We start from the raw sequence: 13,824 nt of genomic DNA, 5'->3' as shown, positions 1-13,824 counted from the left end.
CTCAACTTCTGTCACTACTTTTCAAAGGCAACGGACAGACAAGCAAGGGCAACTGACAGACAAGCAGGGGAACCCGCAGGGTTCGGGCGCACAGGGGGACGACAGGTGATCGACGCGTACGAGGATCCCGGCACGCCCGACTCGCGCGGCGGCTGGCGGTACCTGGGGTGGCTGGTGCTGCGCCAGCCGGGGCGGTCGGCGGCGGGCGCGCTGCTGGGCAGTGTGTGGATGGTGCTGCTCGCGGCGACGCCCCTGCTGATGGCCAAGGCCGTGGACGAGGGCCTGGCGAAGGACGACATGGGCGCGCTGGCCCGGTGGACCGGCCTGCTGGTCGTGGTCGGCATGTTCAACGCCTGGCTGAGCATCATGCGGCACCGCACGATGACGCGGGTCCGCATGGACGCCAACTTCCGCACGGTCAAGGTCGTCGTGGGCCACGCGGTCCGGCTGGGGTCCGCCCTCCCCCGACAGGTCTCGGCCGGCGAGGTCGTCACCATCGGGGTGGGAGACGTCCAGCAGATCGCCTCCGCCCTCACGGTGATCGGCCCCGGCGTCGGCGCGATCGCCGCCTACCTCGCGGTCTCCGCCCTGCTGCTCACCGTCTCCGTCCGGCTCACCGTGATCGTCCTGCTCGGCATGCCGCTGATCGCCCTGCTCGTCGGCCCGCTGATGCGCCGCCTCCAGGGCACGGAGGCGGAGTACCGGGAACGCCAGGGCGTCCTCACCGCCCGCATCGGCGACCTCGCGAGCGGTCTGCGCGTCCTCAACGGCCTCGGCGGCAAGGGCCTGGTCGCCGACGCCTTCCGCCGCGACTCCACCCGCCTGCGCGAACAGGGCTACCGCGTCGGCGCGGTCACCAGCTGGATGCAGGCCCTCGGCGTCGGCCTGCCCACCCTCTACCTCGCGGTGGTCACCTGGCTGGCCGCCCGCATGGCCGTCCAGGGCACCATCACCGTCGGCGAACTGGTCTCCGTCTACGGCTACGTCGCCGTCCTGGTCCGCCCGGTCTCCTACTTCGTCGACTGGGGCTACCAGCTCGGCCGGGGCGTGGTGGCGGCCCGACGCGTCGTACGCCTCCTGCGCCTTGACCCGGAACCGGACGAGGGCACGAGCCCGGCCCCGGCGGAACCGTCTGTCCTCTACGACCCGGAGTCCGGCGTACGAATCCCCCCGGGCCGCCTCACCGCCCTCGTCGGCGCCACCCCGGCGGACACGGCGACGGTCGTGGACCGCCTGGGCCGCTACGGTCCGACGGAGGCGGTGTGGGGCGGGGTACGCCTGAGCGAGATCCCCCTGGCGCAGGTGCGGTCCCGCATCTTGGTGGCGGACCACGAGGCCGACCTCTTCGCAGGAAATCTCCGAGAGGTGACAGCGCCCCAAAGGGGCGCGGGGAACGGCGCGACCAGCCACGAACGACCCGCAGCCGCCAACAAACAAACCGAGGCACTACATGCGGCGGCGGCCGAGGACATCGTGCAGGCACTGCCCATCGGCCTCGACTCCCCGATAGACGCCCAGGCCCGCAACCTCTCCGGCGGCCAACGCCAACGCATCCGCCTCGTAAGAGCCCTCCTCGCCGACCCGGAGATCCTGCTCGCCACAGAACCCACCTCGGCCCTCGACGCCCACACCGAGTCCCTCGTGGCGATCCGGCTGCACCACACCCGCAAGGGCCGCACCACCGTCGTCACCACCACCTCCCCCCTCCTGCTCACCCACGCCGACACGGTCCACTACCTCGTCGACGGCAAGGTCACCGCGACCGGCACCCACCAGCAGCTCATGGAGGACGCCCCCGGCTACCGCGCCCTCGTGGCCCGCGACTCCGAGGAGATCGTGGGATGACCGACAAACACCTCCCGATCGCCGACGCCCCCACCGTCCGCCGCGCCTCCCTCCGCCTCGTACGCGCCGACAGAAAGGCCTTCGCCGGAGTCATCGCGCTGAACGCCGCCGCCGCGGCCGTCGGCCTCGCCGGCCCCTACCTCCTGGGCCACATCATCGACCAGGTGAGAGCAGGCGCGGGGGTGACCGCCGTAGACCGCGCGGCGTTCGGCATCCTCGCCTGCGCGATCGCCCAGCTCCTCCTCGCCCGCTGGGCCCGCTGCGCGGGCCACCGCTTCGGCGAGCGCACCCTCGCCCGGGTCCGTGAGGAGTTCGTGGACCGCGCGCTGGCCCTGCCGACCTCCGTCGTGGAGCGGGCGGGCACCGGCGATCTGACGGCCCGCGGGACGGCGGACGTGGCGACCGTCGGCACCACCCTGCGGGACGCCGGCCCGGAGCTGCTGATCAACATCGTGCAGGCGCTGTTCCTGCTGGGCGCGGTCTTCCTGATCGACCCGCTGCTCGGAGCCGTGAGTGTGTTCGGCCTGACCCCGATCTGGTTCGCCCTGCGCTGGTACCTGCGGCGGGCCCGGGACGCCTATCTCGCCGAGGGCGCGGCCAACTCGGACGTCGCCGAGATCCTCGCGGCGACCGCGGCCGGGGCCCGCACGGTGGAGGCGTTCCGGCTCCAGGAGCACCGGGTGGCGGCGAGCCGTGAGGCGCTGGAGCGGTCCCGGGGGCGGCGTCTGTACACCCTGTTCCTGCGCTCGGTGTTCTTCCCGGTCGTGGAGGTGTCGTACCTCTTCCCGGTGGCGGGCGTGCTGCTGGTCGGCGGGGTGCTGCACTCCCACGGGGCGGTGAGCCTGGGCGCGGTGGTGGCGGCCGGACTGTATCTGCGCCAGTTCGAGGGGCCGTTGGACGAGATCCTGGTCCGGGTGGAGCAACTCCAGAGCAGCGGCGCCTCGTTCGCCCGGGTGGAGGGGCTGGCCGGGGCCCCGCGGGCGGTCGAGGCCGACGCCCCGGTGCCGAGGGGCGACCGGATCGACGTGACCGGTGCCCGCTACTCCTACGGCACGGGCCGTGAGGTGCTGCACGGGGTCGATCTGACCGTGCGGCCCGGGGAGCGGCTGGCCGTGGTCGGCCCGTCAGGCGCCGGGAAGACCACGCTGAGCAGGCTGGTCGCGGGGATCGACGCGCCGACCGAGGGGAGCGTGACGGTGGGCGGGGTGCCCGTGGTGGCGCTCGGTCCGGAGCAGCTGCGCCGGCAGGTCGTCCTGGTCACGCAGGAGCACCATGTCTTCCTCGGCACGGTCCGGGACAATCTCCTGATCGCCGAGCCCGCCGCCACGGACGAGCGGGTGTGGGAGGCGCTGACGGCGGTCGGTGCCGACGGCTGGGTGCGGGAGCTGCCCGAGGGGCTGGACACCGCGCTGGGCGACGGCGGATGCCGTACGGACGGGTCCCAGGCGCAGCAACTCGCCCTGGCCCGGGTGGTGCTGGCCGACCCGCACACGCTGATCCTGGACGAGGCGACGGCCCTGCTGGACCCCACGACCGCCCGGCACACCGAGCGCGCCCTGGCCGCCGTACTGGAAGGACGTACGGTCATCGCCATCGCGCACCGGCTGCACACCGCGCACGACGCGGACCGGGTGGCCGTGATGGAGGACGGCCGGCTGACCGAACTCGGCACGCACGACGAGCTGGTGGCGGCCGGCGGGGCGTACGCGGCGCTGTGGGCCTCGTGGCACGGGGAGCCCGCGACCCGGGACCGCCCTGCCCAAGAGTCCGTATAGCGAACATGAACTCCCGGACAACGTACGATTTCCGGCCAAGTTCCTGACGCGCTCCTGACAGAAACGGCGATCTGGTGCCACTCTTCCCACGGCCAGGTCACAGCAACCCCACAGCACCATCACACCGCTGTGCCCGGCCGAGCTCCCGCACATGGCTTTCGTACGCCCCGTTCTGCCCGGACGGCCCACCCGCCGACCGGTCTCCCCCGGCCGCGTGACCCGCGGCCCGCAGAAGGAGTCAGTGTTGAGAGACAGTTCCTCCCACAGACGCACCTCCCACACCAGCACCACCCCCGGCCGGACCACCGGCCGCACCACCCGACGGGCCGCCGCCGTGGCGCTCGTCGGCGTCTCCGCCCTCATCGCCGCGGCCGTCCAGTCGGGCGCCGCCACCGCAGCCCCGGAGAAGGCACCGTCGGCCGCGGGAAAGGTGATACCGGGCGCGGAGTCCGTCAAGCTCACGCCCGCCCAGCGCGCCGAACTGATCCGCGCGGCCGACGCCTCCAAGGCGGCCACCGCCGAGGAACTGGGCCTGGGCGCCAAGGAGAAGCTGGTCGTGCGTGACGTCCTCAAGGACGGCAACGGCACGGTCCACACCCGCTACGAGCGCACCTACGACGGGCTGCCCGTCCTCGGCGGCGACCTCGTCGTCAAGAGCACGAAGGCCGACGCCACCGCGGCCGTCGTCAAGGCCAGCCGGGCCGCCGTCAAGCCGGCGACCACCACGGCGAAACTGCCCGCCGCGAAGGCCGAGACCCAGGCGCTGGCCGCCGCGAAGGCCGAGGACGCCAAGAGCCCGGACGTCAACCGCGCCCCGCGCAAGGTGATCTGGGCGGCGAGCGGCACCCCGACCCTGGCGTACGAGACGGTCGTGGGCGGCTTCCAGCACGACGGCACCCCGCAGGAACTGCACGTCATCACCGACGCGGCGACCGGCGCGAAGCTGTACGAGTGGGAGGCGATCGAGACCGGCACCGGCAACACGGTGTACTCCGGCACGGTCAACCTGACCACCACGCAGTCGGGTTCGACCTTCAACCTCACCGACGGGGCGCGCGGCAGCCACAAGACGTACAACCTCAACCGCGGCACCTCCGGCACCGGCACCCTCTTCTCCGGCGCCGACGACGTCTGGGGCAACGGCACCCCGTCCAACCTGGAGTCGGCCGCCGCCGACGCCCACTACGGTGCCGCGCTGACCTGGGACTACTACAAGAACGTGCACGGCCGCAACGGCATCCGCGGCGACGGCGTGGGCGCCTACTCGCGCGTCCACTACGGCAACAACTACGTCAACGCCTTCTGGTCGGACAGCTGCTTCTGCATGACCTACGGCGACGGCTCGGGCAACGCCAACCCGCTGACGTCGATCGACGTGGCCGCGCACGAGATGACGCACGGCCTGACCTCCAACACGGCCGGCCTCAACTACTCCGGCGAGTCCGGCGGCCTGAACGAGGCGACGAGCGACATCTTCGGCTCGACCGTCGAGTTCTACGCGGCCAACTCCTCCGACGTCGGTGACTACCTCATCGGCGAGGAGATCAACATCAACGGCGACGGCACCCCGCTGCGCTACATGGACAAGCCGAGCAGGGACGGCTCGTCCAGGGACAGCTGGTACTCCGGCCTCGGCTCGATCGACGTGCACTACTCGTCGGGCCCCGCCAACCACTTCTTCTACCTCCTGTCGGAGGGCAGCGGCGCCAAGACCATCAACGGCGTCAGCTACGACTCGCCCACCGCGGACGGCCTCCCGGTCACCGGTATCGGCCGGGACAAGGCGGAGAAGATCTGGTTCCGGGCGCTGACCACCAAGTTCACCTCCACCACCAACTACGCGGCGGCCCGCACCGGCACCCTCGCGGCGACCGGTGAGCTCTACGGCACCACGAGCGCCGAGTACAAGGCCGTGCAGGACGCCTGGGCGGGGGTCGCGGTCGGCGCCCGGTCCGGCGGCGGGGGCGGTGGCGGCACCTCCTTCGAGAACACCGCCGACGTGTCGATTCCGGACAACGGCGCGGCGGTCACCTCGTCGATCACCGTGTCCGGCCGGACGGGCAACGCGCCGTCCAACCTCCAGGTCGCGGTGGACATCACGCACACCTACATCGGTGACCTCCAGGTCCAGCTGGTCGCCCCCGACGGCACGGCGTACACGCTGAAGGGGTACAGCACCGGCGGCAGCTCGGACAACATCAACACCACGTACACCGTGAACGCCTCCTCCGAAGTCGCCAACGGCGTCTGGCAGTTGAGGGTTCAGGACAACGCGGCGCAGGACTCCGGCCGCATCAACGGCTGGACGCTCACCTTCCCGTAGGCCGTACGCCCCGTGAGGGGCCAGGAACAGGGCGCCGCCCCGGTGGTTCGACTCCCCGGGGCGGCGTCCTCGTTCACATGCCCGAAACGTTTACCGGACAGTTGACTTTCGGCCAACATCATCGCGGGCGATGACATGTACGCGGCATGAATGTCACTCTTCCCTCACCCGCCGCACAACTTCCCAGCCCTTCCCCCCACAAAGGAGCTTGTGTGAACCCCCTCTACGCGCGTCACCGGCGCACCACGCTCGCCATCGCCACCGCGGTCGCCGCCGGAGCGCTGCTCACCACCGGTCTGACCACCGGTTCCTCGGCCGCCGAGTTCGCGAAGGAGACCGCCACGGCCGCCAAGCCGTCGGCCGCCCCCACGACCCTCGCGCCCGCCGCCCGCACCGCGCTCATCCAGGAACAGCAGGGCGAGGCCGGAGCCACGGCCCGGGAGATAGGCCTCGGCGCCCAGGAGAAGCTGGTCGTCAGAGACGTCGTCAAGGACGCCGACGGCACCGTCCACACCCGCTACGAACGCACCTACGCGGGCCTGCCGGTCCTCGGCGGCGACCTGGTCGTCCACGAGTCGCGGTCCGGCGAGACCGAGGGCGTCACCAAGGCGACGAAGGCCGCCATCGAGGTCGCCTCCCTCACCCCGGCCGTGACCACCGCCAAGGCCGAGAAGCAGGCCGTGACCCTGGCGAAGGCGGCCGGTTCGGAGAGGACCGAGGCCTCCGAGGCCCCCCGCAAGGTGATCTGGGCGGGCAACGGCTCCAAGCCGGTCCTCGCCTACGAGACCGTCGTCGGCGGCCTCCAGGAGGACGGCACCCCGAACGAACTGCACGTCGTCACCGACGCCGCCACCGGCGCGAAGCTCTTCGAGTACCAGGGCATCGAGACCGGCACCGGCAAGAGCCTCTATGCCGGCACGGTCACCCTCGGCACCGTTCTGTCGGGCTCGACCTACCAGCTCAACGACACCTCCCGCGGCAGCCACAAGACGTACAACCTGGCCCGGGGCACCTCCGGCACCGGCACCCTGTTCACCGACGCGGACGACACCTGGGGCACCGGCGCGGCCTCCAGCTCCTCCACGGACCAGACGGCCGCCGTCGACGCCGCCTACGGCGCCCAGACCACCTGGGACTTCTACAAGAACACCTTCGGCCGCAGCGGCATCAAGAACGACGGCAAGGCCGCCTACTCCCGCGTCCACTACGGCAACGCGTACGTCAACGCGTTCTGGGACGACAGCTGCTTCTGCATGACGTACGGCGACGGCTCCGGCAACGTCAAGCCCCTGACCTCGCTGGACGTGGCCGGGCACGAGATGACCCACGGCGTCACCTCCAACACCGCGGGCCTGAACTACAGCGGCGAGTCCGGCGGCCTGAACGAGGCCACGTCCGACATCTTCGGCACGGCGGTCGAGTTCTACGCGGCCAACTCCTCCGACGTCGGTGACTACCTCATCGGCGAGAAGATCAACATCAACGGCGACGGCACCCCGCTGCGCTACATGGACAAGCCGAGCAAGGACGGCAACTCCGCCGACGCCTGGTCGTCGTCGCTGAAGAACCTGGACGTGCACTACTCGTCCGGCCCGGCGAACCACTTCTTCTACCTCCTCTCGGAGGGCAGCGGCGCCAAGACGATCAACGGGGTGTCCTACAACTCCCCCACGTCCAACGGCTCCACGGTCACCGGCATCGGCCGCGCCAAGGCCGTCCAGATCTGGTACAAGGCGCTGACCGAGTACTTCACGTCCACCACCACCTACGCGGGCGCCCGCACCGGCACCCTCAGCGCGGCGGCGGCCCTGTACGGCTCCGGCAGCACCGAGTACCAGGCGGTCGCGGCGGCCTGGTCCGCGGTCAACGTGAACTAGCGCCTGTCCGGCAGCGGCTCACGGGCGGCACCCGGGACGAAGGCATTCCCGGGTGCCGCCCTACTCTTGGGTCCCATGCACTTCACGTACGACGAGGTCGGCGCGACCCGTCAGCAGGGTTACTGCCCGCCCGGCTTCCACCCCCTGCACGTCCGCAGCCGGATAGGCGAGGGCGAGGCCGTCTTCCGCAGAGCCGGCGACGCGGTCCTGACCTGGGAGATGCACCGCGCGCTGGGCGTGGGCATCGACGCCACGGCCGAACGCGCCGCCCCCGACGTGGACGTCACCGTCACCCTCGCCGGCATGATCAAGGCCCCCTGCCGCGTGGTCTGGACCGTCGAGGAACCCCGTCGGACCGGCTGGGCCTACGGCACCCTCGACGGCCACCCGGAATGCGGCGAGGAGTCCTTCCTCGTGGACCGCACCGGCGACGGCACGGTCTGGCTGACCGTCTCCGCCTTCAGCAGGAGCGCCAAGTGGTACACGCGGGCGGGCGGCCCGGCGACCCGGGGCCTCCAGCACGCCTACGCCCGCCGGTGCGGAACCGTCCTGCGCAAGCTGTGCGGCGGGGAGGACGCGGGCTGACCGAACGGCCCCGGCCCGCGCGCCTCCCCCTCCTCCCCCCGGATCACCGCATCAGCACCCCCGCGCCCTCCACCGCGTCCTCCGAAGGCACCGCCACCACCCCGAGCTCCGCGCCCGAGGCGAGCAGCCGGTGGGCGGGCAGGATGCGGACCGTGTAGCCGTAGGGACCCGTGCGGTCCAGGGACAGCGGACCCTCGTACAGCCAGCGTCCCTCCTCGTCCGGGCCGCCCGCCGACTTCAGCGGGACCGTCGACGCGTCCGCGATGCGGTCCTCCTCGTCGACGCGGCCGGAGACCGCCTGGACCTCCACGTCGTCCGGGCCGAGGTCACCCAGGGCGACGCGCACCCGGAGCCCGAGCGTGGCGCCCAGTTCCGCCGAGGCCGTGGCGGCGGTCGTCTCGACGTGGTCGACGGTCACGCCGTGCCAGGCCGCACGCAGCCGGGACTTCCAGGCGGCGAGTTCGCGCGCGGTGTCCGGGCCGATGGCGCGGTGGGCGTGGGCGGCCGGGGTGTACAGCCGCTCGACGTACTCCCGGACCATGCGGCCGGCCAGCACCTTGGGGCCGAGCAGGGTGAGGGTCTGGCGGACCATCTCGATCCAGCGGTCGGGCAGGCCCTGCCGGCCGCGTTCGTAGAAGCGCGGCGCCACCCGCTGTTCGAGCAGGTCGTAGAGGGCGTCGGCCTCTATGGCGTCCCGCCGGTCCGGATCGGTGCCGACGCCGTCCGCGGTGGGGATCGACCAGCCGAAGTCGGGCTGGAACCACTCGTCCCACCAGCCGTCCAGGACGGAGAGGTTGAGGCACCCGTTCAGCGCGGCCTTCATCCCGGAGGTCCCGCAGGCCTCCAGCGGCCGGAGCGGGTTGTTCAGCCAGATGTCGCAGCCGGGATAGAGCTTCTGCGCCATCGCCATGCCGTAGTCGGGCAGGAAGACGATGCGGTGGCGCACCCGCGGGTCGTCGGCGAACCGCACCAGTTCCTGCACCAGCCGCTTGCCGCCGTCGTCCGCCGGGTGCGCCTTGCCGGCGACGACGATCTGGATCGGCCGCTCGGGGTGCAGCAGCAGGTCCATCAGCCGGTCCCGGTCCCGCAGCATCAGCGTGAGCCGTTTGTACGACGGCACGCGCCGCGCGAACCCTATGGTCAGCACGTCCGGGTCGAGCACCTGGTCGACCCAGCCCAACTCGGCCGTCCCCGCGCCGCGTTGCCGCCAGGAGGCCCGCAGCCGCTCCCGCACCTCGGTGACCAGCTGCTCGCGCAGGCTGCGGCGCAGCTCCCAGATGTCCTGGTCGGGGATCTCCCCGACCGCGTCCCACCGGTCCGAGCCGCCGACGGTCATCGCGTCCTCGGTGCGTTGGGCGCCGATCTGCCGGGCGCCGAGCCGGAAGACCTCGGGGGCGACCCAGGTCGGGGCGTGCACCCCGTTGGTCACGGAGGTGATGGGCACCTCCTCGGGATCGAATCCCGGCCACAGTCCGGAGAACATCTCCCGGCTGACCCGGCCGTGCAGCAGCGAGACGCCGTTGGCGCGCTGGGCCAGCCGCAGCCCCATCACGGCCATGTTGAAGAGGTTGGGCTCGCCGCCGGGGTAGGTCTCCATGCCCAGGTTCAGGACCCGCCCGACGTCGATGCCCGGGAGTTCGGCCTCGGGCCCGAAGTGCCGGGCCACCAGCTCGCGGTCGAAGCGGTCGATCCCGGCCGGGACGGGTGTGTGCGTGGTGAACACGGTCCCCGCCCGCACCGCCTCCAGCGCCGAGTCGAAGTCCAGCCCCTGCGCGCAGAGCTCGGCGATCCGCTCCAGGCCGAGGAACCCGGCGTGCCCCTCGTTGGTGTGGAACACCTCGGGCGCGGCATGCCCGGTCAGCCGGCAGTACGTCCGTACGGCCCGCACTCCCCCTATGCCGAGCAGCATCTCCTGGAGCAGCCGGTGCTCACTGCCGCCGCCGTACAACCGGTCGGTCACCCCGCGTTCGCCGAGGTCGTTCTCCTCCACGTCGGAGTCGAGCAGCAGCAGCGGCACCCGGCCGACCTGCGCCAGCCAGATCCGCGCCCGCAGCCGCTTGCCGCCGGGCAGGGCCAGGGTGACGTCGGCCGCGGAGCCGTCGGCCTCCCTGAGCGGGACGACGGGCAGCTCGTTGGGATCCAGCACCGGGTAGTGCTCCTGCTGCCAGCCGTCCCGGGTCAGCGACTGCCGGAAGTAGCCGTGCCGGTAGAGCAGCCCGACCCCGATCAGCGGTACGCCGAGGTCGCTGGCCGCCTTCAGATGGTCCCCGGCGAGGATCCCGAGGCCGCCGGAGTACTGGGGCAGCGCGGCCGCGATCCCGAACTCGGGCGAGAAGTACGCGACCGCGGCGGGCAGTTCACCCGGCTGCGCCTGATACCAGCGGTCCCCGGTCACATAGTCGTTCAGATCGTCCGTGACCGCGGTGAGCCGGCGCAGGAACCGACGGTCCTCGGCGAGCTCGGCCAGCCGCTCGGGCCGCACACTTCCCAGCAGCCGCACGGGATCGCCCTTCACCTCCGCCCAGTGCTCCGGGTCGACGGACTGGAAGAGGTCACGGGTCTCGGTGTGCCAGGACCAGCGCAGATTGCGGGCCAGGTCACTGAGCGGGCGGAGGGGTTCGGGCAGAACGGGCCGGACAGTGAATCGACGGATAGCCTTCATTGCGACCTCGTCAGACGTGCGGAAGACCTGCGGAAGACACACGGTGGGGAACGCACGGCGGTGTGCGTCCCGCGTCACCGTCGACGGTATCCGTGACAGGGCCTCGGCCACTACGGCGCCGCCCCGGCCGAGGACCGTCCGAAAAGTGCCGCAACCTTCCCACATCCTCCCGGCCGATATGGCCGATTCCGCCCCTGTAGGCCTCCTTGTGGTGCTTCACAGCGCACGAGAGGCTGCCAAGTGGCGTACCGGTCCGGCCAGTCGCGCCGCGACGGTCCGGGGGTGCGGTACGCCGTGTTGAGGAGGGGGTACACAGCCATGGCACGGACGCGAACCCGGCGTCTGCGCGTGGCGGGGGGCCTGACCGCGGTGAGCTGTGCCGCGGTGCTTTCGGCCATCACCCTGCCCGCGCACGCCGCACCGCAGGGACGGATATCGGGGGCCGGAGAGCCCGGTTCCGTCGCCGGAAGTTACCTGGTGACACTCAAGGGGGGAACGAAGGCCCCGTCGGCGGCCGGAAAGGACCTCGCCGAGAAGTACGGGGCGAGAATCAGCCATACCTACGGCACTGTTCTCAACGGCTACGCGATCAGGGCGAACGAGAGACAGGCCGGGCTGCTCGCAGCGGACCCACGGGTCGCCTCGGTGGTCCAGGACACCCGTGTGGCCCTGGACCACGTCCAGAAGAACCCTCCCTCCTGGGGCCTGGACCGGATCGACCAGCGCAACCGGCCGCTGGACCGCCGTTACACCTCGCCGGAGTCGGGCGGTGCCGGCGTCACGGTCTACGTCATCGACACCGGCATCCGCACCGGCCACCAGGACTTCGGCGGCCGGGCGAGCCACGGCTGGGACTTCGTCGGCGGCGACCGGTCCGCGGGCGACGGCAACGGCCACGGCACGCATGTCGCCGCGACCGTCGCCGGAACGACGTACGGCGTCGCGAAGAAGGCCAAGGTCGTCGCCGTACGGGTGCTGGACAACGCGGGCGCGGGCACCACGGCCCGGGTCATCGCCGGCATCGACTGGGTGACCAGACACGCCAAGAAGCCCGCGGTCGCCAACCTCAGCCTCGGCGGCTACCGCAACGCCCAGCTGGACGCCGCCGTACGCACGTCGATCAGGTCGGGTGTGACGTACACGGTCGCGGCGGGCAACGACGGCATGCCCGCCGGTCTCTACTCCCCCGCCGCCGTGCGGGAGGCGGTCACGGTCGGCGCGACCGACGCGACCGACAAGAAACCGGGCTTCTCCAACCACGGGGCGGCCCTGGACCTGTTCGCCCCGGGCGTGGCGATCACCTCGGCCTCCCACGCGAGCAACACCGGCCGGGCGACCTTCTCGGGTACGTCGATGGCGTCGCCGCATGTGGCGGGCGCGGCCGCGCTCTACCTCGCGGACCACCGGAAAGCCACTCCGGCCCAGGTCGGCACGGCACTTGTCGCACAGGCCTCGTCGGGGAAGGTGTCCGGCCGGGGGCTCGCCTCGCCGAACAAACTCCTGCGGGTACCGGGCTCGTAGCGCCCGACTCACGGCACCGGCCCCGTTCGGCCTGAACGGGGCCGGTCTTGTGTGGAGACATACGCGTGAGTAGTTAACAAAGTGCCGGATTGCTCACCCGAATAGGGTGGGAAGGCTCCTCCGGTACGTCCCTGAGAAACTCAGGGGCACCACGCAGGACCCACCTCCCCACAGCCATCCGCCCACCCACGTTGACGCGGACAGGAGCGGTCATGCCCGCCACGCACCACTCGTCAGCACCCCCGACACCCGGCACCGACGCCGCCTCCACTCGCCCGGCCGACACCGGGCCGCCGACCCCGGAGCCACCCTCCGCACACGGCACCCCGTCCATCGGGCGCATACCTGTCCTCGATGTCCGTCCGGTCGTCCAGCAGGGCCGCAGGCCCGCCAAGGCGGTCACCGGCGAGTCGTTCGAGATCTCGGCCACCGTCTTCCGCGAGGGCCATGACGCCGTCGCCGCGAACGTCGTACTGAAGGATCCCCGGGGCCGCCCCGGACCGTGGACGCCGATGCGCGAACTGGCCCCGGGCACCGACCGCTGGGGCGCCACCGTCACCGCCGGCGAGCCCGGCCGCTGGACCTACACCGTGGAGGCCTGGGGCGACCCGGTCACCACCTGGCGGCACCACGCGCGGATCAAGATCCCGGCGGGCATGGACATCGACCTGGTCCTGGAGGAGGGCGCGCGGCTGTACGAGCGGGCGGCCGACGGCGTCCCCGAGAAGGAGACACGGCAGGTCCTCCTGTCGGCGGTCGAGGCCCTCCGCGACGAGACCCGGCCGCCCGCCGCCCGGCTGGCGTCGGCGTTGACGCCGGAGGTGGACGCGGTGCTGGCCCGCCATCCGTTGCGGGAGCTGCTCACCGCCTCCGACACCCTGCCCCTGCTGGTGGAACGCGAACGCGCCCTGTACGGCGCCTGGTACGAGTTCTTCCCCCGCTCCGAGGGCACCCCCCAACAACCGCACGGCACCTTCCGCACCGCCGCCCGCCGGCTGCCCGCGATCGCCGCGATGGGCTTCGACGTCGTCTACCTGCCCCCCATCCACCCCATCGGCCACACCTACCGCAAAGGCCGCAACAACACCCTCTCCCCCGGCCCCGAGGACGTCGGCGTGCCCTGGGCGATCGGCTCCCCCGAGGGCGGCCACGACGCCATCCACCCCGCCCTGGGCACCCTGGACGACTTCGACCACTTCGTCGCCGAAGCCTCCGCGCTGGGGCTGGAGATCGCCC

General features: G+C 71.8%; 8 protein-coding genes. 7 read left to right on the top strand and 1 reads right to left on the bottom strand.

Features of this window, described 5'->3' with window-relative positions; all coding sequences use genetic code 11:
- Window positions 1-105 precede the first annotated feature (105 nt).
- From K4B79_RS42640 to K4B79_RS42620, 5 genes are all read left to right on the top strand, one after another.
- Entirely contained in the window at window positions 106-1,845 is a 1,740-nt protein-coding gene (locus K4B79_RS42640; RefSeq protein WP_232032830.1) for an ABC transporter ATP-binding protein, read from the top strand.
- Window positions 1,842-3,620: an ABC transporter ATP-binding protein gene (locus tag K4B79_RS42635; RefSeq protein ID WP_232032829.1), complete on the top strand. Its 1,779-nt coding sequence runs from the start codon at window positions 1,842-1,844 to the stop codon at window positions 3,618-3,620. Before K4B79_RS42640 ends, K4B79_RS42635 begins: the two co-directional genes overlap by 4 nt.
- 244 nt (window positions 3,621-3,864) lie before the next feature.
- Window positions 3,865-5,943: a M4 family metallopeptidase gene (locus K4B79_RS42630; RefSeq protein ID WP_269464631.1), complete on the top strand. Its 2,079-nt coding sequence runs from the start codon at window positions 3,865-3,867 to the stop codon at window positions 5,941-5,943.
- 212 nt (window positions 5,944-6,155) lie between these two features.
- Window positions 6,156-7,820 (top strand): M4 family metallopeptidase, encoded by a 1,665-nt coding sequence (locus K4B79_RS42625; RefSeq protein WP_232032827.1) that lies wholly within the window; start codon window positions 6,156-6,158, stop codon window positions 7,818-7,820.
- A 75-nt stretch (window positions 7,821-7,895) separates the two neighbouring features.
- Window positions 7,896-8,405, top strand: coding sequence for a DUF1990 domain-containing protein (locus K4B79_RS42620; protein ID WP_232032826.1), 510 nt, complete (start codon window positions 7,896-7,898; stop codon window positions 8,403-8,405).
- A 43-nt stretch (window positions 8,406-8,448) separates the two neighbouring features.
- Here the strand turns inward: K4B79_RS42620 and K4B79_RS42615 are convergent, their stop codons facing one another.
- On the bottom strand, window positions 8,449-11,067 hold the full coding sequence (locus K4B79_RS42615) for a glycosyltransferase family 1 protein (RefSeq protein WP_232032825.1): 2,619 nt from the start codon (window positions 11,065-11,067) through the stop codon (window positions 8,449-8,451).
- Between the two features lie 318 nt (window positions 11,068-11,385).
- Here K4B79_RS42615 and K4B79_RS42610 point away from each other — a divergent pair, with 318 nt between their 5' ends.
- Both K4B79_RS42610 and K4B79_RS42605 read left to right on the top strand, forming a co-directional pair.
- Window positions 11,386-12,588: a S8 family peptidase gene (locus K4B79_RS42610; protein WP_232032824.1), complete on the top strand. Its 1,203-nt coding sequence runs from the start codon at window positions 11,386-11,388 to the stop codon at window positions 12,586-12,588.
- Window positions 12,589-12,800: 212 nt separating this feature from the next.
- A partial coding sequence (locus K4B79_RS42605) for a maltotransferase domain-containing protein (protein ID WP_232032823.1) occupies window positions 12,801-13,824 on the top strand: 1,024 nt, incomplete at its 3' end.

Origin of the sequence: Streptomyces lincolnensis (assembly GCF_021173675.1) — a bacterium.
Taxonomy (GTDB): domain Bacteria; phylum Actinomycetota; class Actinomycetes; order Streptomycetales; family Streptomycetaceae; genus Streptomyces; species Streptomyces lincolnensis_B.
Note: the sequence above shows the minus strand (reverse complement) of the source record. Positions and strands in the feature narration are given on the sequence as shown.